Source organism: Burkholderia sp. LS-044, assembly GCF_004803625.1.
GTDB lineage: Bacteria > Pseudomonadota > Gammaproteobacteria > Burkholderiales > Burkholderiaceae > Burkholderia > Burkholderia cepacia.
In genome coordinates this window covers 58,857-78,742 of record NZ_SSWO01000014.1, presented here as the reverse complement: position 1 = coordinate 78,742, position 19,886 = coordinate 58,857, and the positions used below count along the sequence as shown (strand labels likewise).

20 protein-coding genes are annotated in these 19,886 nt (G+C 67.1%); 18 read left to right on the top strand and 2 right to left on the bottom strand.

Going from position 1 to position 19,886, the window contains the following annotated elements; genetic code table 11:
• The first annotated feature begins 39 nt into the window (after window positions 1-39).
• From E9536_RS29700 to E9536_RS29650, 11 genes are all read left to right on the top strand, one after another.
• A complete protein-coding gene (locus tag E9536_RS29700) occupies window positions 40-348 on the top strand; it encodes an acyl carrier protein (protein WP_059692833.1) in 309 nt (102 codons plus the stop codon).
• Window positions 345-860 carry a gamma-glutamylcyclotransferase family protein gene (locus E9536_RS29695; protein WP_059692835.1) on the top strand — a complete coding sequence of 172 codons (516 nt, stop codon included), beginning with the start codon at window positions 345-347 and terminating at the stop codon, window positions 858-860. Before E9536_RS29700 ends, E9536_RS29695 begins: the two co-directional genes overlap by 4 nt.
• Window positions 861-1,327: 467 nt before the next feature.
• Window positions 1,328-2,632 (top strand): MFS transporter, encoded by a 1,305-nt coding sequence (locus E9536_RS29690; protein WP_034196018.1) that lies wholly within the window; start codon window positions 1,328-1,330, stop codon window positions 2,630-2,632.
• 37 nt (window positions 2,633-2,669) lie between these two features.
• Window positions 2,670-3,194 (top strand): flavin reductase, encoded by a 525-nt coding sequence (locus E9536_RS29685; protein WP_048021615.1) that lies wholly within the window; start codon window positions 2,670-2,672, stop codon window positions 3,192-3,194.
• 26 nt (window positions 3,195-3,220) lie between these two features.
• Window positions 3,221-4,291 carry a DUF6421 family protein gene (locus tag E9536_RS29680; protein WP_225723293.1) on the top strand — a complete coding sequence of 357 codons (1,071 nt, stop codon included), beginning with the start codon at window positions 3,221-3,223 and terminating at the stop codon, window positions 4,289-4,291.
• A gap of 50 nt (window positions 4,292-4,341) precedes the next feature.
• Window positions 4,342-6,183, top strand: a complete 1,842-nt coding sequence (gene ilvD, locus E9536_RS29675) for a dihydroxy-acid dehydratase (protein WP_136471738.1) — start codon at window positions 4,342-4,344, stop codon at window positions 6,181-6,183.
• A gap of 2 nt (window positions 6,184-6,185) precedes the next feature.
• Window positions 6,186-7,376, top strand: a complete 1,191-nt coding sequence (gene metC, locus E9536_RS29670; RefSeq protein ID WP_060171712.1) for a cystathionine beta-lyase — start codon at window positions 6,186-6,188, stop codon at window positions 7,374-7,376.
• A 68-nt stretch (window positions 7,377-7,444) separates the two neighbouring features.
• Window positions 7,445-8,761 carry an LLM class flavin-dependent oxidoreductase gene (locus tag E9536_RS29665; protein ID WP_021156686.1) on the top strand — a complete coding sequence of 439 codons (1,317 nt, stop codon included), beginning with the start codon at window positions 7,445-7,447 and terminating at the stop codon, window positions 8,759-8,761.
• A 36-nt stretch (window positions 8,762-8,797) separates the two neighbouring features.
• A complete protein-coding gene (gene gshA, locus E9536_RS29660; RefSeq protein WP_247873531.1) occupies window positions 8,798-10,459 on the top strand; it encodes a glutamate--cysteine ligase in 1,662 nt (553 codons plus the stop codon).
• Window positions 10,460-10,499: 40 nt separating this feature from the next.
• Window positions 10,500-11,690, top strand: coding sequence for a benzoate/H(+) symporter BenE family transporter (locus tag E9536_RS29655; RefSeq protein WP_027790686.1), 1,191 nt, complete (start codon window positions 10,500-10,502; stop codon window positions 11,688-11,690).
• 59 nt (window positions 11,691-11,749) lie between these two features.
• Entirely contained in the window at window positions 11,750-12,910 is a 1,161-nt protein-coding gene (locus E9536_RS29650; RefSeq protein WP_124534825.1) for a mandelate racemase/muconate lactonizing enzyme family protein, read from the top strand.
• 43 nt (window positions 12,911-12,953) lie between these two features.
• Here E9536_RS29650 and E9536_RS29645 read toward each other — a convergent pair whose 3' ends face one another.
• Complete coding sequence (locus tag E9536_RS29645; RefSeq protein ID WP_021156690.1) at window positions 12,954-13,865, bottom strand: LysR family transcriptional regulator; 912 nt, start codon at window positions 13,863-13,865, stop codon at window positions 12,954-12,956.
• A gap of 195 nt (window positions 13,866-14,060) precedes the next feature.
• The gene (locus E9536_RS29640) at window positions 14,061-14,519 is read right to left on the bottom strand and encodes a GNAT family N-acetyltransferase (protein ID WP_059692848.1); all 459 of its coding nucleotides are present in this window, start codon (window positions 14,517-14,519) and stop codon (window positions 14,061-14,063) included.
• Between the two features lie 244 nt (window positions 14,520-14,763).
• Here E9536_RS29640 and E9536_RS29635 point away from each other — a divergent pair, with 244 nt between their 5' ends.
• From E9536_RS29635 to E9536_RS29605, 7 genes are all read left to right on the top strand, one after another.
• Window positions 14,764-15,630, top strand: coding sequence for a helix-turn-helix transcriptional regulator (locus tag E9536_RS29635; protein WP_136471736.1), 867 nt, complete (start codon window positions 14,764-14,766; stop codon window positions 15,628-15,630).
• Window positions 15,631-15,717: 87 nt separating this feature from the next.
• Complete coding sequence (locus E9536_RS29630; protein ID WP_136471734.1) at window positions 15,718-16,632, top strand: alpha/beta hydrolase; 915 nt, start codon at window positions 15,718-15,720, stop codon at window positions 16,630-16,632.
• Window positions 16,633-17,361: 729 nt separating this feature from the next.
• Entirely contained in the window at window positions 17,362-17,736 is a 375-nt protein-coding gene (locus E9536_RS29625; protein WP_060197547.1) for a VOC family protein, read from the top strand.
• 127 nt (window positions 17,737-17,863) lie between these two features.
• Window positions 17,864-18,091 (top strand): hypothetical protein, encoded by a 228-nt coding sequence (locus tag E9536_RS29620; protein ID WP_136471732.1) that lies wholly within the window; start codon window positions 17,864-17,866, stop codon window positions 18,089-18,091.
• A 151-nt stretch (window positions 18,092-18,242) separates the two neighbouring features.
• Window positions 18,243-18,686, top strand: a complete 444-nt coding sequence (locus E9536_RS29615; RefSeq protein ID WP_136471730.1) for a hypothetical protein — start codon at window positions 18,243-18,245, stop codon at window positions 18,684-18,686.
• Window positions 18,687-18,746: 60 nt separating this feature from the next.
• Entirely contained in the window at window positions 18,747-19,289 is a 543-nt protein-coding gene (locus E9536_RS29610) for a GNAT family N-acetyltransferase (RefSeq protein ID WP_247873530.1), read from the top strand.
• 67 nt (window positions 19,290-19,356) lie between these two features.
• Window positions 19,357-19,824 (top strand): hypothetical protein, encoded by a 468-nt coding sequence (locus tag E9536_RS29605; RefSeq protein ID WP_134256435.1) that lies wholly within the window; start codon window positions 19,357-19,359, stop codon window positions 19,822-19,824.
• Window positions 19,825-19,886 lie beyond the last annotated feature (62 nt).

Genomic DNA, 19,886 nt, shown 5'->3' with positions numbered 1-19,886 from the left:
TGAAGACGAAGCCGGCCACTGCGATACGCGCGGGCCGGGATGAACGTGCGTTTCTGGAGCGTGATCGTGATGCGGATGATGAGCCTCGACGAATTGATCGACAGCGTGAAGACGTTTCTGGCCGGGATCGACCCGGGCGCGCCGGCGCGCGTGACCGCGCAGACGAACCTGCTCGACGCCAACCTGCTCGATTCGCTGTCGCTTGTGCACTTCGTGCTGTTCATCGAGCAGACGCTCAGGATCGACATCCCGATCGGCGACTTCGTGCTCGACTCGATCGCGTCGGTCGCGGCGATCTACGACCACTACGTGCTGGGCACGTCGCATGCCGCGAGCGCGTCGCGATGACGCCGGACGACCTGCTTCGTGACGAGCCGTTCGCGTATTTCGCATACGGCTCGTGCATGAACCTCGCGAGCCTGTCGACGTCGCTCGGCTGCGACGCGGCGACGTACTTCGCAGGCGCGGCGCGCCTCGACGGCCATCGCCTCGCGTTCAATTACGCGTCGCTCAACGAGCCGGTCTGCTGCGCGAACATCGAGCCGGCTGCCGGTGCGATCGTCGAGGGCGCGCTGTACCGGTTGCCGATGCGCATGCTCGACGCGCTCGAGCGTCGTGAAGGCGTGCATCTCGGCCGCTACGTCCGCTACGCGGTCGAGGTGCTGGCGCCCGGCGGGCGGCGCGTACATGCGCTGACGTATCGCGGTGCGGTCACGCTCGATTGCGACGCCGCGCCGAGCGCGCGCTACCGCGACCTGCTGGTTCGCGGGCTGGCCGACGCGGGCGTGTCGGCGGCGTATCGCGACCGCACGGTCGCCTACATGGCGGGGCTGCGCGATCGGCCGCCGCGTGCGGCATGACGGAATCAAGGCATCGTGCGCTCCACAAGAGCGCCCGATCCAGCGGTGCGTTCGCGACTTCGAACGTCGACGAGCGTTTTAAAGGCGCCCTAAGCGGGCATGTGAGCAAAAGGTTGAACATGAACAAGGCTTTCGACCATCCGCGCGTTTTGCGCACCTTGCGCGTTGCCTGCGACGCAGCGCCCGGGCACAACGACGTACAACGAGCCCCCGGAACCGCGGCAACGCCACGAACGGACCTCGCGAGGCCGATGCGCACCTGATCCGCGCCCGCGAGCCGGATCGACACCCGCCCGGCGTGCCGCACACATGCGTGCGGCACGCGGCACCCCGCATGCGAGAACGACCCGACCGGAGGAGGACGGCTCGCCGCCTTGTGCGCCGGATCGCGGGTGCCGCCGTCGGGCGACGCGTGCGGGACGCCGTGCGCAACGAATGACAATCGATCGCAAACAAGGAAAAAAATCATGGAGACGCTCGTATCGACCGTATTGCCCGCAGCGCGGGTGTCGGAAGACGCCGCCTATCGCAAGGTCGCGTGGCGGCTGATGCCGTTGCTGCTGTTCTGTTACCTGGTGTCGTATCTCGACCGCGTGAACGTGGGCTTCGCGAAGCTGCAGATGGCGGGCGATCTCGGGCTGTCCGACGCGGCCTACGGGCTCGGCGCCGGCATCTTCTTCTTCGGCTATTTCATCTTCGAGGTGCCGAGCAACCTGATCCTCCACCGCATCGGCGCACGCGTCTGGATCGCGCGAATCATGGTGACGTGGGGCGCGGTGTCCGCGCTGACGATGTTCGTCACGACGCCGACGGCGTTCTACGCGATGCGATTCCTGCTCGGCGCCGCCGAGGCCGGCTTCTTCCCGGGCGTGATCCTGTACCTGACCTACTGGTATCCGGCCCATCGGCGGGGGCGGATCACGACGGTGTTCATGACGGCCGTCGCGCTGTCGGGCGTCGTCGGCGGCCCGATTTCCGGCTACATCCTGAAGGCGTTCGACGGCATCAACGGGTGGCACGGCTGGCAGTGGCTGTATCTGCTCGAAGGGTTGCCGTCGATCGTCGCGGGATTGCTCGTCTACGCGCTGCTCGACGACCGGATCGCGCAGGCGAAGTGGCTGAACGACGAAGAGCGCGCGCTGCTCGAACGCAACGTGAATGCCGAGGACGCGGTCAAGTCTCACCTGTCGCTCGGTGCGGTGCTCGCGAATCCGCGTGTGTGGCTGATGTGCGCGATCTACTTCTCGTTCGTGATCGGCCTGTACGGCGTCGGCTTCTGGCTGCCGACGCTCATCCATGCGACGGGCGTGGCCGATCCGCTGACGATCGGGCTGCTGTCGACGGTGCCGTATGCGCTTGCGGTGGTCGCGATGATCGCGATCGCACGCAGTTCGGATCGCCTTCGCGAGCGCCGCTGGCACCTCGCGGTGCCCGGTGCGATGGGCACGGTGGGGCTCGTGCTCGCGGTCGGCTGGGCGCATCAGACGGGGCTTGCGATCGCGGCGCTGACGCTCGCGACGATGGGCATCCTCACCGCGATTCCGCTGTTCTGGAGCCTGCCGACCGCGTTCCTCGGCGGCACCGCGGCCGCCGCCGGGATCGCGATGATCAATTCCGTCGGCAATCTCGCAGGCTTCCTCGGCCCTTACCTGATGGGGCTGCTCAAGCAACTGACCGCATCGAACGACGCGGGCCTCTACATGATGGCCGGCTGCATGGCGCTGGGCGGACTGCTCGCGCTGTCGCTGCCGAAAGCGCTGGTGAACCGGTAGCGATGCGCGGCTTTTCCCCCATGCACGGAGACAGGACATGATCCACAACGAACCCGCACTGTTCCCCGACCAGTCGATGGGCGCCTCGCCGCAGCGCTTTCGCGACGCGATGTGCCGCGTGGCGTCGGCCGTTCACGTACTCACGAGCGACGGACCTGCCGGGCGCTGCGGCATGACGGCGACCGCCGTGCTGTCGGTGTCCGATGCGCCGCCGACGGTGCTCGTGTCCGTCAATCGCGGCAGCGTATCGGCGCAGCGGCTGATCGCGAACGAGGTGTTCTGCGTGAACACGCTCGGCGCCGCCGACCGGTTTCTCGCCGACGTGTTCGCGGGCCGGACCGCGCACGCGCGCGATGCGCGCTTCACGGTGGGCGAGTGGGGCGAGCTCGCGACGCGCGCGCCGGTGCTGGCGAGCGCGCGCATCGCGCTCGACTGCCGGCTCGTCGCGTCGATGAGCGCGGCGACGCATGAGCTGCTGGTCGGCGAAGTGGTGGCGCTGCACTGTGCGGCGCCCGACGACGACACGCTCGTCTATCTGCAGCGGGAGTTCCGCGTCGTGTGACGACGCGTGCCGACAGGATGACCGACATGAAACGCGAAATCGTACTAGCCACCAACCGCTGCCGCGGCGAGATCCTCGCCGGCGGTTTTCGCACCGACGTCGCGCGCATCGCGCAGTGCGCACGCGCGCATCTCGGCGACTACGCCGACAACCCGCATGTGCGTGCGCTGCTCGTGGCGCTGGAGAACCGCTGCCTCGCATCGGGGCGCCTGCTCGATCTCACGTACTCGGTGGACCCGAGCTTCATCCTCGGGTTCTTCGACGTGCCCTACAACGCCGACGCGTTCCTCGAGGCAGCCGCGATCGCGCCCGTGCCGATTCCGCCGAGCGTGCTCGCGATCGCGCCGGACGGCAACGCGCTGCCGGTGCAGATCCGCATGTGCACGGACGGCTTTCTCAATCCGCTCGCGGTCGCGGTATTCGGCGAGAACTTCATCGACGCCGACCTGCGCGCGTATCACAAGGCGTATTACTTCATCGACAAGTTCGTCGAGCGCTTCAAGCGCCATACGCGCCCGGCAATCGAAGCGAACTGGTCGCCCACCGCGTTCCCGGATCTGCTCGCGGCGGACGACGAGCTGCTGACGCAGGCGAGTGCGATCTGGGTCCACCTGCACGAGTACCACCATCGCACGGGCTTCCTGCCGATCCCGGAGTACCTCGATGCGAAGAGCACGCGCAACGGTGCGGGCGCGGAGGAGTTGCGGGTCGACATCCTGTCGATCCTCGCGCTGTTCCGGCTGCGCTCGGACGACCGCGTGCTGCGCGCTTCGATCCAGTACATCCTGGCCGAGCGCCTGATCCGCTACCCGCTGCAGGCGCCGCCGCTCGACAACTACGACGCGCGCTCGTCGGTCGCGCTGTTTCATTACCTGTCCCGTCACGGCGTGATCGCGCAGCGTGGCGGCTCACTCTATTTCGAAGGGGGCTACGAACGCCTGACCCAGGCGCTCAGGTCCATCGTGATCAAGCTGACGGCGCTCGAATACAAGCTCAGCGTGTCGTCCGATCTCGACCGGAGAAAGATCCTGTCGTTCGTGCTGCCGACGCTCGCGAAGAACGACAACAACTGGGGCGCGGCCGGCAGGCCGCATTGACGGAAGCCCGCCGCCCGCCCCATTTCGCAACGAATCAACCGAGGATCACGATGCCCACCTATCGTTCACGCACTTCCACGCACGGCCGCAACATGGCGGGCGCGCGCAGCCTGTGGCGCGCCACCGGGATGACCGACGCCGATTTCGACAAGCCGATCATCGCGGTCGTCAATTCGTTCACGCAGTTCGTGCCCGGTCACGTGCACCTGAAGGATCTCGGCCAGCTCGTCGCGCGCGAGATCGAAGCGGCCGGCGCGGTCGCGAAGGAGTTCAACACGATCGCGATCGACGACGGCATCGCGATGGGCCACGACGGCATGCTGTACAGCCTGCCGTCGCGCGAGCTGATCGCCGACAGCGTCGAGTACATGGTCAACGCGCACTGCGCGGACGCGATGGTCTGCATCTCGAACTGCGACAAGATCACGCCGGGGATGCTGATGGCCGCGATGCGCCTGAACATCCCGGTGATCTTCGTGTCGGGCGGCCCGATGGAGTCCGGCAAGCTGACGTTCCGCGGCAAGCGCCGCGCGTTCGACCTGATCGACGCAATGGTGGTGGCGGCCGACTCCCAGGTGACGGACGACGAGGTGCGCGCGGTCGAGAACGTCGCGTGCCCGACCTGCGGCTCGTGTTCCGGGATGTTTACCGCGAACTCGATGAACTGCCTCGCCGAGGCGCTCGGGCTCGCGCTGCCCGGCAACGGCTCGGTGCTTGCGACGCATGCCGAGCGCAAGCGCCTGTTCATCGACGCCGGGCGCACGATCGTCGATCTCGCGCGCCGCTACTACGAGCAGGACGACGCGAGCGTGCTGCCGCGCTCGATCGCGACGCGCGATGCGTTCGAGAACGCGATGACGCTCGACATCGCGATGGGCGGCTCGACCAATACGGTGTTGCACCTGCTCGCCGCCGCGCACGAAGGCGAGGTGCACTTCACGATGGCCGACATCGACCGGCTGTCGCGCCGCGTGCCGGTGCTGTGCAAGGTCGCGCCGTCGGTGCAGGACGTCCACATGGAGGACGTGCACCGGGCCGGCGGCGTGATCGGGATCATGGGCGAACTCGATCGCGCGGGGCTGCTGAACACGACGCTGCCGACCGTCCATGCGCCGAGCGTCGCGCACGTGCTCGCGCGCTGGGACGTGATGCGCAATCGCGTCGATTCGGTGTCGCGCTTCTATCGCGCGGCGCCCGGCGGCGTGCGCACGCATGTCGCGTTCAGCCAGGACAACCGCTACGACGAACTCGATCTCGACCGCGCGAACGGCTGCATCCGCGATGCCGAGCACGCGTTCTCGCGCGACGGCGGGCTCGCGGTGCTGTTCGGCAACATCGCGCGCGACGGCTGCATCGTGAAGACCGCGGGCGTCGACGGCGGGATGCTGAAGTTCACCGGCACCGCGCGCGTGTTCGAAGGGCAGGAGGAGGCGGTCGAAGGCATCCTCGGCGGTGCGGTCGGCCCGGGCGACATCGTGATCGTCCGCTACGAGGGGCCGCGGGGCGGCCCGGGCATGCAGGAGATGCTCTATCCGACCAGCTACCTGAAATCGAAGGGGCTCGCGAAGCAGTGCGCGCTGATCACCGACGGTCGCTTCTCCGGCGGCTCCTCGGGGCTGTCGATCGGGCACGTATCGCCCGAGGCGGCGGAGGGCGGCGAGATCGGGCTGCTCGAGAACGGCGACGCGATCGAGATCGACATCCCGAACCGCTCGATCAACGTCCTCGTGTCCGACGACGAACTGCGGCGCCGCCGCGCGGCGATGGAGGAGCGCGGCGAGCGCGCGTGGCAGCCCGAGAAGCGGCAGCGCCGCGTGTCGGGCGCGCTGCGCGCATATGCGGCGATGACGACGAGCGCGGCGCGCGGCGCCGTGCGGATCGTGAAGGGCTGACCGTGCGGCCCGCCCCGAACCATCCGGCGGCCGATGCGCAGGTCGACACCGTGCTCGTCACGGGCGGCCGCGCGCCGGCCGCGCATCACGGCTTCGTCAACCCGCCGGTGTATCGCGGCTCGACGGTGCTCGCGCCGAGCGTGGCCGACCTGCTGGGCTACACGCAGCCGTACGTGTACGGCCGGCGCGGCACGCCGACCACGGCCGCGCTGCAGGACGCGGTGCGCGCGCTCGATCACGGCGCGGGCGTCGTGCTGTGCCCGTCGGGGCTTGCCGCGATCACGACCGCGCTGTCGTCGTGCCTGTCGGCCGGCGACCATCTGCTGATGACGGATGCGGTGTACAAGCCCGCGCGCCAGCTGTGCGACGGCGTGCTGCGGCGCGCGGGCATCGAGACGACGTACTTCGATCCGCTCGCGTCGGTTGACGCGCTCGCCGCGCTGATCCGGCCGAACACGCGTGCGCTGTATCTCGAAGCGCCCGCGTCGCAGAGCATGGAGCTGTGCGACGTGCCGGCGTTCGCCGCGCTCGCGCGCGACCGCGGGCTTGTGGTGCTGTTCGACAACACGTGGGCGACGCCGCTGTTCTTCGACGCGTTCGCGCACGGCGCCGATCTCGTGATCCAGGCCGGCACCAAGTACCTCGCCGGTCATGCGGACGTGATGATCGGCATGGTGTCGGCGTCCGCGCGCGCGCTGCCGGCGCTCGAACAGTATCAGCGCGACACGGGGCAGTGCGTCGGCTCGGACGACGCGTTTCTCACGCTGCGCGGCATCCGGACACTCGGCGTGCGGCTTCGCCAGCACCAGGCGAACGCGCTGCGCGTCGCGCGCTGGCTCGCCGCGCGTCCGGAAGTGCGGCGCGTGTGCTATCCGGCGCTCGAGGACGATCCCGGCCATGCGCTGTGGGTGCGCGACTTCGGCGGCGCGACGGGGCTGTTCTCCGTCGTGCTGCGCCCGGCGCCCGCGCAGGCCGTCGCCGCGCTGCTCGAGGGGCTCGCATATTTCGGGCTCGGCTATTCATGGGGCGGCTATGAAAGCCTCGCGATGCCGTTCGACTGCAGTGCGTACCGCACCGCGTCGCACTGGGACCCGGGCGGCCCGTGCGTGCGCTTTCACATCGGTCTCGAAAACGCCGACGACCTGATCGGCGACCTCGAGGCCGGCTTCGCCCGCTTCAACGCCGCGCGCTGACGCCGACACGAGCAGCACGCGCGCGGCCCGCACGTTTCGCGCCGCATTCCAATGACGAGGAGCCCCGTATGACGAAGCAACTCTGCCTGGGTGGATTCATGCGCCCCATCTGCCTGCACACGGCGTGGTGGCGGCACCCGAGCGCGCCGACGCTCGCGAACTTCAACTGGCCGGTGATCCGGTCGCTCGCGCAGAAGCTCGAGCACGCGTGCTTCGACGCGGTCTTCACCGCCGACCACCTCGCGGTGATGCCGATGCCGCCGAATGCGCTCAAGCGCAGCGGCACGATCACGTCGTACGACCCGCTCGTGATGCTGTCGGCGATCGCCGCATGCACCGACCGCATCGGCCTGATCGCGACCGGCACGACGAGCTACGAGGATCCGTACCTGCTTGCGCGCCGCTTCGCGTCGCTCGACCACCTGAGCGGCGGCCGCGCGGGCTGGAACATCGTCACGACGGTGAACCCGGAGGCTGCGCTCAACTTCGGTCTCGAGACCGCGCTGCGCCACGCCGAACGCTACGAGCGCGCCGAGGAGTTCTTCGACGTCGTGACGGGGCTGTGGGACGGCTGGTCCGATCACGCGCTCGTGATGGACAAGGAGGCGGGGGTGTTCTCCGATCTCGACAAGATCCGGCCGCTCAACCACAAGGGCAAGTTCTTCTCGGTCAAGGGGCCGCTGAACATCGCGCGGCCCGTGCAGGGCTGGCCGGTGATCGCGCTTGCCGGTGCGTCGGAGGAAGCGCGCGACATGGCCGCGCGTTCGGCCGACCTGGTGTTCGGCAACGCGCGCAGCATCGAGACGGGGCGTGCGTTCTACCGCGACGTGAAGTCGCGCGCGGTCGCGGCCGGGCGCAACCCCGATCACGTGAAGATCCTGCCCGCCAACCAGGTGTATGTCGGCCGCACGCGCGCGGAGGCGCTGGCGAAGAAGCGCTACATGGACGATCTCGTCCACGTGGACAGCAACATCCCGAACCTGTCGATCCGGCTCGGCGTCGACTGCTCGAAGTTCGATCCCGACAAGCCGTTGCCCGAGCTGCCGCACACGGAACAGGGGCAGGGCAACCAGCGCGAATGGGCGGCGCTCGCGCGCCGCGAGGGATTGACGGTGCGCGAGCTGGCGAAGCGGGCGGCCGAATCCGGCACCGGCGAGATGGTTGGCACCGCGTCAGAGATCGCCGACCAGATGGAGGAGTGGCTGATGACGGAGGCGTGCGACGGTTTCATCGTCGTGTTCTACACGGTGCCTGACGGCTACGACGACTTCGTGACGATGGTTGTGCCGGAGCTGCAGCGGCGCGGGCTGTTTCGCACCCGCTACGAAGGCACGACGCTGCGCGAACACATCGGCCTGCCGCGGCCGAAGAGCCCGCTCGACTGAGCGGCGCGTCGCCAGATTTCGTTCCGGGAGACCGCAATGACCCACGATTCACCCCGATCCACATGGATGACGACGCCGTACCGCCGCCGGCTCGGCGTGCTGAGCGACGCCGCACACCTGCCGCTGCTCGGCGACGGGTTATGCGGCGTCGAGCGCGAGACGCTGCGCGTCGATGCCGCCGGCCGGCTCGCGCTGACGCAACACCCGCACGCGCTCGGCGCGGCGCTCACGCACCCGTCGATCACGACCGACTACGCGGAGCCGCTGCTCGAATTCGTCACGCCGCCGCAGCGCGACGCGGCCGACGTGATCGAGCGGCTCGACGAGCTGCACCGCTTCGCGTGCCGCGCGATCGGCGACGAGCTGCTGTGGAGCCAGTCGATGCCGTGCCCGCTCGACGACGACCGCCGCATTCCGATCGCGTGGTACGGCACGTCGAACATCGGCATCCTGAAGCACGTGTACCGGCGCGGGCTGGCGTTCCGCTACGGCAAGGCGATGCAGTGCATCGCCGGGATCCACTACAACTATTCGCTCGCCGATGCCGTGTGGCCGCTGCTGCGCGACGTGCGCGACGGATGCGAGCCGGCCGGCCGCGACGCGCGCGACATGCGCTCGGCAGGCTATCTCGCCCTGATCCGCAATTTCCATCGCTACGGCTGGCTGCTGCTGTATCTGTTCGGCGCGTCGCCGGCGCTATGCGCGGGTTTCGTCGCCGGCGACCGGCACGGGCTCGACGCGTTCGATGCGCAGACGCTGTACCTGCCGCACGCGACGAGCTTGCGGATGAGCGACCTCGGCTACCAGAACCGGGTGCAGGGCGCGTTCGCGCCGTGCCTCGACAACCTGCCCGCGTACCTGGACGGCCTCGCGCGAGCCGTCGCGCAGCCGTGCCCCGAGTACCAGGCGATCGGCGCGAAGCGCGACGGGGAATGGCTGCAGCTCAGCACGCACTTGCTGCAGATGGAGAACGAGTTCTACTCGTCGATCCGCCCGAAGCGCACGGTGCGCAGCGGCGAGCGGCCGCTCGATGCACTGCGCAGCCGCGGCGTCGAATACGTCGAGGTGCGCTGTCTCGACATCGATCCGTTCGCGCCGCACGGCGTCGCCGAGACGACGCTGCGCTTTGTCGACGCGTTCCTGCTGTTCTGCGCGCTCGACGACAGCCCGTGCCTCGCGGGTGCCGAGCAGGACGCGTGCCGGCGCAACTTCGCGGCGGTCGCGCGGGAGGGGCGGCGCCCGGGGCTGGAGTTGCAGCGTGGCGGCGAGCGCGTCGCGCTGCGCACGTGGGCGCACGAGTTGCTCGCGCGAATCAACGAGGCGGCCGGCGTGCTGGATCTGCAGCGCGGCGACACGCGCACGACCGCCGCGCTCGACGCGCAATACGCGAAGCTCGACGATCCGCAGGCGACGCCGTCGGCGCGTGTGCTCGATGCACTGCACACGCTGCGCGACGATCCGGGCGGCGCGTGTTTCGCGTTCGGGATGCGGCAGACGCTCGCGCATACCGGGGCGTTCCGCGCGCGTCCGCTGCCGGCCGACGTGCAGGCGCGCTTCGACGCGATCGCGGCCGATTCGCTGAGCCGGCAGGCCGACCTGGAGCGCACGCAGATCGGCAACTTCGACGCGTTTCTCGCCGCGTATCACGCGGGAACGCTGAACCAGGAGTGCGGCGAGCCGACACATGGCGCGCACTGATACGGTCGCCGCCGTATCGAATCCATCTCACGGAGGACAGATGAGCAGTATCGCGGAAATGAAGACCGATCGCGGGTTCTCGGCGCGGGCGGCCGGCGCGGGCGCGCTGGCGTCGTTCGTCGGCTTTGCATCGACGTTCACGCTGATCGTGAATGCGCTGACGAACGTCGGTGCAACGCGTGCGCAGGCCGCGTCCGGCCTGATGGCCGTCTCGATCGTGATGGGGCTGGCCGGCATCGTGCTCAGCTACCGGACGCGGATGCCCGTCAGCGCTGCGTGGTCGACGCCCGGCGCCGCGCTGCTGCTCGGCCTGGGCGCCGTGAAGGGCGGCTATCCGGCCGCGGTCGGCGCGCTCGTGCTGACCGGCGTGCTGCTCACGCTGGCCGGGCTGTGGAAGCCGCTCGGCCGCGCGATCTCGAGGATTCCTCTGCCGATCGCCAACGCGATGCTCGCCGGGATCATCCTGAACCTCTGCGTCGCCCCGGTGCACGCACTCGAGCAGTATCCGCTGTACGTCGCGCCGATCCTGCTCGTCTGGGTCGTGATGATGCGGGTTCGCAAGATTCTCGCGGTGCCTTGCGCCGCGGTCGCGACGCTGATCGTGATCGCGTTCATCGCCAAGACGGGTGGCGTCGGCGCGACCGGGATGTTGCCGCACCTCGCGCTCGTCGGGCCCGTGTTCTCGGCATCGACGATGGTGAGCGTCGCGGTGCCGCTCTTCATCGTGACGATGGCGTCGCAGAACATCCCGGGCGTCGCGGTGCTCAACGTCAACGGCTACCGGCCCGAAGCGTCGCGGCTGTTCACGGCCACGGGGCTGTGCAGCCTGCTCGCGGCGCCTTTCGGCGCGCCGCCGATCGGGCTGGCCGCGATCACCGCCGCACTGTGCGCCGGCGAGGAGGCCGGCCCCGACGAATCGCGGCGCTACTGGGCCGGCATCGTCTGCGGCGCCGCGTACATCGTGTACGGGTTCGCGGCGAGCGCCGCGACGCTGTTCATCGCGGTCGCGCCGCCGGTCATCATCGAAGCGGTTGCCGGCCTCGCGCTGATGAACGCCCTCGGCGGCGCGCTGCTCAACGCATTCACCGACAAGGACGCGCGCGAGGCCGCGATCCTGACCTTCCTCGTGACGATGGCGGGCCATGCGTTTCTCGGCATCGGCGGCGCGTTCTGGGGCCTGCTGACCGGCATCGGGCTGACGTTCGTGCTGCGTCGCGAGAAGGGCCGGTGATGCCGCGCGACGACGCGGCCCCCGCAGTTCTGCCATTCCCTTAAAAAAACGGAGAAGAGATGCAGCACAACATCGTGAAAGTGACCGCGACGCCGGTGTTCGCGCGCGGCGACGCGGAGATCGCCGGCGTGCGGTTGTCCGGCAAGCTGTCGGGCGTCGTCGTCGAAATCGAGACGTCGCAGGGCGTGGTCGGCCACGGCTTCACGGCGATCACCGACGAAGCGGTCGTGGCCGCGGCGATCGATCACGTCGCGGCACCCAACCTGGTCGGGATGAACGTCGTCGAGCGCGAGCGGATTCTCGACAAGCTGTACTGGCTGTTATGCCCGCGCGGGCAGACCGGCTATGCGGGGCACGTGATTTCCGCGATCGACATCGCGGTCTGGGATGCGATCGGCAAGATCGCCGGGCTGCCGGTATGGAAAATGCTCGGCGGCGCGCGTCCGGTCGTGCCGCTGTACACGACGTTCGGCTTCGCGTCGCTCGAGCGCCCGGAGCTGATACATGCCGCGCGTGCGCTCGTCGGCGCCGGACATCGCCGCATCAAGATGATCGTCGGCTATCACGCGCTGGCGCGCCGCGACGAAGGGCGCTCGCTCGACCAGGTCGTCGCGGACGACGTCGCGCGCGTGCGCGCGGTGCGCGATGCGGTGGGCGACGCCGCCGAGATTTACATCGACGCGAATTGCGGGCTCGACCACTATCACGCGCTGCGGCTTGCCGAGCGCGTGGCCGATTGCGACATCGGTTTCTTCGAGGAGCCGATCGCCGAGAACGACCCCGCGAAGCTCGCCGACCTGAGAAAGCGCGGCGGCATTCCGGTCGCCACCGGGCAAAGCGAGGGGCAGTTGTTCCGGTTCAGGGATTTCCTCGTGAATGACGCCGTCGACATCCTGCAGCCAAACGTGTGCGTGTGCGGCGGGTTCTCCATGGCGGCGCGCGCGGCCGCGCTCGCGCAGGCGTTCGGCGTGCCGATCGACAATGGCGGCACGTTCCCGTTCCACAACATGCATCTGCACGGCGGGCTCGCGAATGGCGGCTCGGTCGAGTGGCACGTCGTCGCGGTCGAGATCTGCCGGAACCTGTTTACCGGCCTGCCGGCCGAGCAGAACGGGACGCTGGCACTACCCGACACGCCGGGCCTCGGCTTCGGCATCAATCGCGATGGTGTCCGCGAATTCTCGTCGGGCCCGGGATCGCAGGGGCACGGCAAGGCGTGAGCGTCGGCCGGGCATGCCAAAGCGGATCCGCCTGCGGCCGGCGTCATGCCGAGGCCAGTGTCCGCACGATATTGATGAAGCTGGCAAGGACGTGCCCGATATCGCCTTTGCGCCAGACGAGGCCGGTTTCAACGACGAACGAGCCGTGTGCGAGCGGGCGATAGACGACACCCGTACGCCGCAGATTGCGCAACGATTGCGGCACCAGGGCGACGCCCATGCCGGCGGACACAAGGCTGACGATCGTCTGCATCTGGATTGCTTCCTGGCCGATGTGCGGGACGACACCGACGTCGCTGTAGCACTCCATGATCGCGTCGTAAAACCTCGGGGCGAGACGGCGCGGAAAAATCACGAGCGGAAGGTCTGCCACTTCCTTCAGGTGAATCGGCACGTCGTCGGGTGCCGTCGACGCGGCGCTCGGCATCGCGAGCACGAGCGGCTCGCTCAGGAGCGGCAGATACGACAGCTCGGCCACGTAGCGTGGCGGCAACGGCGGAATGATCAGGCCCGCGTCGATGTGGCCCGCGACCAGCTCTTCGATTTGCACGTCGCTCGTCGCTTCGGTCAGTTGCAATCGCACCAGCGGATAACGCATGCCGAATTCGCGCAGCAGCGAGGGCAGCAGCCCGTAATCGGCAATCGAGACGAACGCGAGCGACAATCTTCCGGTCTCGCCGAGAGCGAGGCTCTTTGCCAGCGCGGGAAGCTCCTCGGCCGCGGCAAGCAGTTTCAGCACCGTCGGAAGCAACGCCTCGCCGACTGCCGTGAGCGCGACCGCACGCTTCGTGCGTGCGAAGAGCTCGACGCCGAGTTCGCGTTCCAGGGAGCGTATTGCCTGCGACAGCGGCGGCTGGGTCATCGAGAGGCGTGCGGCCGCACGGCCGAAGTGCCGCTCCTCGGCAACGGCCGCGAAGTAATACCACTGGCGAAGATCCGGGGGGAAGTTGGGCATTCGTTCGACCTGAAGCGGCTGAATGGTGATGAATCATATATTGGACCAGCGGCCTGTGGCGCATCGGGAGCCGGTTCGTTCTTGTGTGTGCGGGACGCATGAGCCGATGGCCAGGGCGCCGCTTTATGCGACGCAAATGCCAGGAAAGCCAGCCGGCAATTGACGGACCGGCGACGTGGAGCATGCGGACGGAAGCTACCGCGTCAGGCAATACAACACATCGGGACAACCTTCCTCGTTCCTGCTTCCGTCGTTATATGCAATGGCAACGAATCCATGCCGCTCATAAAACGCGGCCGCATCGCGATTCATCTGGAACGTATAGAGCTGGAGCTTGCCAACCGTCTGCGACTTCACCGATTCCAGGAGGGCGGAACCGATCCCTTGTCGTTTGAATTCGGGGCACACGTACAACTGGTCGAGCCATGCCGCACCGTCAGCGATGACGTGTGCGGCCATGCCGACGATGCGATCGTCGTACATGGCAACGGTCACGTTGCCCGACGGGACAAGTACGTTGGCAATCCAGTCGCGGACGGCGGCTTCGGAGTGCGCGAGCGGCGCGTAGGATGCGAGCGCGTTGCGCGACCGCAGATACACGTCAGCCACCGCCGCGGCATCAGCCGCCACGGCTCGGCGCAAGATCAAGGGCATGGATCGGCTGCTCCGGAAAATTAATTGCGTGCACAACGATAGCAGCACGGAATCGAACTTCCAAGGTCGTGCGGCATGCTGCTGAAACTGCCGACATCGGAAGTCCGGCGCTGCTTGTCGAGTTTGCGCTACAGCGGTGAGATCGGGTTGCCGATTTGCTGCTTCATTCCGACATTCCCGTATCATCCGTCCGGTTCGCCGGGTCCCACGCGCCGGCGATTCCGCACACATGAAAGGACGAGCGATGAAGGTCGAAAGGCGCGGCCACGGTAAAGCGATCGGGCACGGCGACGCGGCAGATCCGAAGCGGGCCGGCATCGCACCCGTCACGAAGAGTACCGACCCGCGCGACTACCAGAATGCACCGGCTATCGCGGCCGTCATGCCGAAAGCATTTCCCGACGGCTTCGTCGTCGCGGAGCATCGGCACACGCGCGCGCAACTCGTCTACACCACGACAGGCATTGCCGAAGTCATCGCCTGCCGGTCGCTGTGGATGATCCCGCCGCATCGCGCACTCTGGATTCCGCCCGACCTGCCGCACGCGATGCGCGCACACGGGCAACTCGAAATGCGCACCGCCTACGTCGACCCGCGAGCCTGCCGATCCGCGTACCCGGATCAGCCGAGCCTGGTCAACGTTTCGCCGCTGCTGCGCGAGTTGATCGTGCGTGCGTCGTCGTTCCCGGTCGAGGTCGATCCCGACGGACGCGACGCGCTCGTCATCCAGCTCATGCTCGCCGAAATCGAGTGGTCTCCCGAGCAGCCGTTGCGGCTTCCGTCCGGCCGGGACCGGCGTCTTGCCCGGGTCTGCGACGCGATGCTCGCGAATCCGGCCGATCAGCGAACGCTGACGGAATGGGCCGACGAAGTCGGTGCGTCGAGCCGGACACTGGCCCGGTTGTTCACCGCCGAAACCGGGCTGTCGTTCAGCCAATGGCGCCAGCAGGCGAGGATTTCGGCCGCGCGCCCGCTGCTGGCCTCGGGACGCTCCGTGATCGCCGTCGCGGCCGAACTCGGCTACGAAACCACGAGCGCCTTCTCGACCGTGTTTCGCCGGTTTGCCGGCATGACGCCCAGCGCGTACGCGAAACTGTCCGATTCCGCGTAGCAAACGTCCTTCCGGCAAACGCGGGGCGCGGCGTGCACGCTTATCGTGTCGGTCATCGAATCCACTGACCGAACGAGGCAAGCCGACATGACGCGACACGACATCGAATTCCTGTCCGAAGCCGCCACGCTGCGAGGCTGGTATTACGAACCGGCGCAGCGCATCGCCGGTACGCAAGCGTATCCGGCCATCGTGATGGCGCACGGCTTCTCCGGCGTGAAGGAACAGTATCTGGACCGCTACGCCGAGGTGTTTGCCGCCGGCGGTTTCGGCGTGCTGCTCTACGATCACCGGAATTTCGGCGCGAGCGACGGGTATCCGCGTCAGGAGATCGACCCCGTGCAGCAGAAGCGCGGCTATCGCGATGCGATCAGCTATCTGCTGACGCGCCCGGACGTCGATGCCGCACGCATCGGCATCTGGGGCACCAGCTACAGCGGCGGCCACGTGCTCGAAGTCGCGGCCATCGACCGGCGCGTCAAATGCGTGGTTTCGCAGGTGCCGACGATCAGCGGATATCAGTCGGCGTTGCGCCGCACGCGTTCCGATCTGGTGCCCGCGGCGCTGGCTCGCTTCGATGAAGATCGCCGGCAGCGATTCGCGGGCGGCGTGCCGGCGATGTTGCCGGCAGTCAGCGCGGACCCCGCGACAGCCTGCGCGATGGCGGGCGTGGATGCGTACCGGTTCTTCACCGAGTCGGCGGCGCGGTGTGCGCCGAACTGGAAAAACGAAGTGACGCTGCGCAGCGCCGAGATGTCGCGCGAGAACGAACCGGGCCAGTATGTCGATCGCATCTCGCCAACCCCGTTGCTGATGATCGTGGCCAACGAGGATCTGCTGACGCCAACCGACCTGTGCCTCAAGGCGTGGGAAAACGCGCTGGAGCCGAAGCGCCTGCTCCAGATCAAGGGCGGGCATTTCACGCCGTATATCGAGCATTTCGACGAAACGAGCCGGGCGGCGGTGGAGTGGTTCACGCTGCATCTGTCCGGCGCGCGCTGACCCGTTGCAGCGCGTGAGTGCGGTGTCCGCGGCTTGCACGAATGGCGATACCGCCAGCTTCGATGGTGCCCGCGTTTGAGGGGAAGGCGGCAAGGCATTCCGAGGCACGACTACATCCGTCGCCCGCCCGAAGCAACACCGGCGAACGGCACGCCGCGATGCCGCACGCGCTCGCGGACGATGTGTCGCCCCTTGGCCCGCACACGGCGGCGGCCGATGCTTCGTTATATGGAGTAATAGCTGTAATGTGGCCTGAAATTTTCTTTCCGGCGACTCGGGCTAGACTGGTCTCGCCTTGATACCCCCCCAAGGTGTTGTGTGTTCTCGGCTTGGCCCGTGCTTTCAGGTGCGGGCCAATTTTTTCGGGCGGGCGCCACCGGCCGTTCCGCTCCCGACCCTGCCGGCGAATGCGTCATCCGGCACCCCCGTTTCGCAATAGTCATTCTTTCCGAACCCTTTCATGGAAGCCTGACGATCGACAATCGGTCGCAACGTCGTGTGTGATCGTCGGCTATTGCCCGGATCATCATGACGTCAGCCAGCGCGGTATGACCGCTCGATGAGGGGGGAGCGGGATTCTCCTTGTATCTCGCTCGTTGGCCCGACCGTGTCGGGCTTTTTTGTTCGAGGGCGGGCAGGTGTGCCACCGATCGCTGCATGTGGCAACATCGCGGTGATTTGCACATCCGATCAGGGTGCCGGCAGACCCATCCATCCGAAGGGGGAGTCATGTTTGACCATGTCAAATTCGGCGTGAGCGACTTTGCAGCCAGCAAGACGTTTTTCCTCAGCGCACTTGAACCGCTTGGCGTCGTGGTGGTGGGTGAGGGCGATCCGTCGTACGGCATCGAGATGTCCCCGCCTGGCAAACCATCGTTGTGCCTGTTCCAGACGTCGGAGAGGCCGGCGCATCTTCACATCGCGTTCGTGGCCGACGACCGGCAGCAGGTCGATGCGTTCTATCGCGCGGCGCTGGAGGCGGGCGGGAAGGACAATGGCGCGCCGGGGCTGCGGCCGCATTATCACGCGAACTACTACGCGGCGTTTGTCATCGGGCCGGATGGGCACAATATCGAGGTGGTGTGTCATCAGGCGCAGGGGTGATGCCCTGTCGGGCAGCATGGGGCGGCGAGGCGGCTTGCAAGGTCATGTGCGGATGGACGGCGGTCGACCGATGCCGTCGAATCGATGAGCGAACGCATGCTTCATGCGAGCAACGGAGCTTTCCGGGATGAGTGACATCGCCATTGACCTGCCTTTTCCCGTCATCGTGATTCTTATGGGGGCCATCTACTGGCCCGTGACGCTTTGCGTCGGCGCTGTCGGGCTGTATGGCGGCGTGACGCGCCTGCGCGGTATCGGGCGCGTTGCGTGCGTCGCCATTGCACTCCTGTTCATCGTTGATGCCGGCGCGGGGATCTATGAGGCTCTCCGGCAGGGCTTGAATGCTTCGCACTAGAGGCGTGTTCGGCGTGCGTGCGCGTACGCGTCTGTGGCGATTGCGGATGGACTACACTCGGCCGAAACTCGCTGCGTCGTGAAATCGACAAGCGGCAAATACGATACGAACACAATCCGGGGCGGGGAGCGCAAGCTTCCTGAAAGAGACGATGCCAATCGGCAAGTTGAAGGCCATGCCGGCGTTTCGCGCCGACGCACCGCTGCAGATCCGTCACGCCATCGCGCTCTTCACGATCGTCTGGCTCATCGAGGCCGGATTCGCCGTCTGGCTCACGATGCTGGGTTTCGACCAGGCTGGCGAAGTCCCCGCGGCGAAAGCCGCGCTCATGCGCAAAGGCGCTGCGATGGTCGGGATCATCCAGGCTTTCTGGCTTTTGCTGAACGCGAGCCTGATCGTGGGCCTGTGCCAGCGACAAAAACTGGCGCGTGTGCTGGAACTGGGGCTCACGGTCGTCACGACGATGGCCCTTCTCGTGATGGGGCTCCCTTTCAGGCTGAGCCTGATCGAAGTGGGCTTTCTCGCCAATGCGATCGCGACCGTGCTCATTTACACGGGCCCGTGTACGCGCTGGTTCCAGGCGGCAGCTTCATGAGAGCGTCGTGCCTTCGGCTGACCGGGCGAGTGCCCGCGGTCGAAAATACGGCTTGGCGGGATGACGGCTGTCGAGCCGCGACGTGAAGACGCCACGGAGAAACGGACGATGACTTCGAAAAAAATCCGCAGGGCAACGGCAGACGACGTACCGGCGCTGACCCGGATCCGGAACGACGCACATGCGAAGAAGCTCACGTACGGCGACCATGCGTGGGGCAAGGAAGGTGACGGATTTTCCGAGCAGTGGGTACGGAGCAACGTTTCTGAAAAGGACGTGTATGTCGTCGAGCTGGACGGCGCGTTGGCCGGAACGTTCTCGCTCGGCTTCGGCGAAGACCGGCACTGGGGGCCGCAGGCGCCGATCGCCGGTTACGTGCACGGGCTTTGCGTGCGGCAAGGCTTCAACGGGCTCGGGCTCGGCGGTTTCATGCTCGACTGGTGCGCTCGCAAGGTGAGCAGCTTGAACCGGCATTTTGTCCGGCTCGATTGCGCCGTCGAAAACGTGACGCTCTGCGCTTACTACGAGTCGCTTGGCTTCATTCGCGTGGGGTTGAAATCGGACGGGATTGTCTGGTCGCTGTACGAGAAACCCGCTGTTTAGCGTTCAACTGGAACCTCGGCAAATCCACCTGGATACCTCAACCAACCGCCGTACCCCGAGAACACGCATGCGAGCCGAACTGCGCGACCCCGTCGACCACGACAAGCTTCGACACCTGCTGCCGCTGACAAGAGCCGTGTTTCAACTGCACGAGAACGGACGCGGTTACGTAGCGGAGTTGCAGCAGATTTCCCGATTGCTTGGCGAGGACGTCGATCAAATCGACGTGCTCGGCGCGTTTGGCTCGACGAGTGCCGACGGATTTGCGAAGCGACTGGCAATCGACTGGCATACCGTGCCGACCGATCTGTCGGAACCGGAGCTGCTGGAATTGCTGGATGCCGTATGGGGATGTCGAGGCGACGAGGCGCTTGTCGATTACTGGGTTCGATGTCTGTCGGTCAACACCGGCGATGACCGCATTTCGGACCTCATCTTCTGGCCCGAGGCCTACTTCGGCGCCGGATACGACGGGCGGGAGCTTTCGCCGGCCGAGATGCTGGAGGTTGTTCTCCGCAAGCGGCGCAGGGAATGAAACCGGCGCTGATCAGCTGGCTCGGCGTGACGATGTATCTCGACGAGGCCGCGAGGCTCGCC

Bases quoted from the DNA above. Each gene is read 5' to 3' on its own strand.
- E9536_RS29700 (WP_059692833.1), top strand. From the start codon at position 40: ATGAACGTGCGTTTCTGGAGCGTGATCGTGATGCGGATGATGAGCCTC.
- E9536_RS29695 (WP_059692835.1), top strand. From the start codon at position 345: ATGACGCCGGACGACCTGCTTCGTGACGAGCCGTTCGCGTATTTCGCA.
- E9536_RS29690 (WP_034196018.1), top strand. From the start codon at position 1,328: ATGGAGACGCTCGTATCGACCGTATTGCCCGCAGCGCGGGTGTCGGAA.
- E9536_RS29685 (WP_048021615.1), top strand. From the start codon at position 2,670: ATGATCCACAACGAACCCGCACTGTTCCCCGACCAGTCGATGGGCGCC.
- E9536_RS29680 (WP_225723293.1), top strand. From the start codon at position 3,221: ATGAAACGCGAAATCGTACTAGCCACCAACCGCTGCCGCGGCGAGATC.
- ilvD (WP_136471738.1), top strand. From the start codon at position 4,342: ATGCCCACCTATCGTTCACGCACTTCCACGCACGGCCGCAACATGGCG.
- E9536_RS29665 (WP_021156686.1), top strand. From the start codon at position 7,445: ATGACGAAGCAACTCTGCCTGGGTGGATTCATGCGCCCCATCTGCCTG.
- gshA (WP_247873531.1), top strand. From the start codon at position 8,798: ATGACCCACGATTCACCCCGATCCACATGGATGACGACGCCGTACCGC.
- E9536_RS29655 (WP_027790686.1), top strand. From the start codon at position 10,500: ATGAGCAGTATCGCGGAAATGAAGACCGATCGCGGGTTCTCGGCGCGG.
- E9536_RS29650 (WP_124534825.1), top strand. From the start codon at position 11,750: ATGCAGCACAACATCGTGAAAGTGACCGCGACGCCGGTGTTCGCGCGC.
- E9536_RS29645 (WP_021156690.1), bottom strand. From the start codon at position 13,865: ATGCCCAACTTCCCCCCGGATCTTCGCCAGTGGTATTACTTCGCGGCC.
- E9536_RS29640 (WP_059692848.1), bottom strand. From the start codon at position 14,519: ATGCCCTTGATCTTGCGCCGAGCCGTGGCGGCTGATGCCGCGGCGGTG.
- E9536_RS29635 (WP_136471736.1), top strand. From the start codon at position 14,764: ATGAAGGTCGAAAGGCGCGGCCACGGTAAAGCGATCGGGCACGGCGAC.
- E9536_RS29630 (WP_136471734.1), top strand. From the start codon at position 15,718: ATGACGCGACACGACATCGAATTCCTGTCCGAAGCCGCCACGCTGCGA.
- E9536_RS29625 (WP_060197547.1), top strand. From the start codon at position 17,362: ATGTTTGACCATGTCAAATTCGGCGTGAGCGACTTTGCAGCCAGCAAG.
- E9536_RS29620 (WP_136471732.1), top strand. From the start codon at position 17,864: ATGAGTGACATCGCCATTGACCTGCCTTTTCCCGTCATCGTGATTCTT.
- E9536_RS29615 (WP_136471730.1), top strand. From the start codon at position 18,243: ATGCCAATCGGCAAGTTGAAGGCCATGCCGGCGTTTCGCGCCGACGCA.
- E9536_RS29610 (WP_247873530.1), top strand. From the start codon at position 18,747: ATGACGGCTGTCGAGCCGCGACGTGAAGACGCCACGGAGAAACGGACG.
- E9536_RS29605 (WP_134256435.1), top strand. From the start codon at position 19,357: ATGCGAGCCGAACTGCGCGACCCCGTCGACCACGACAAGCTTCGACAC.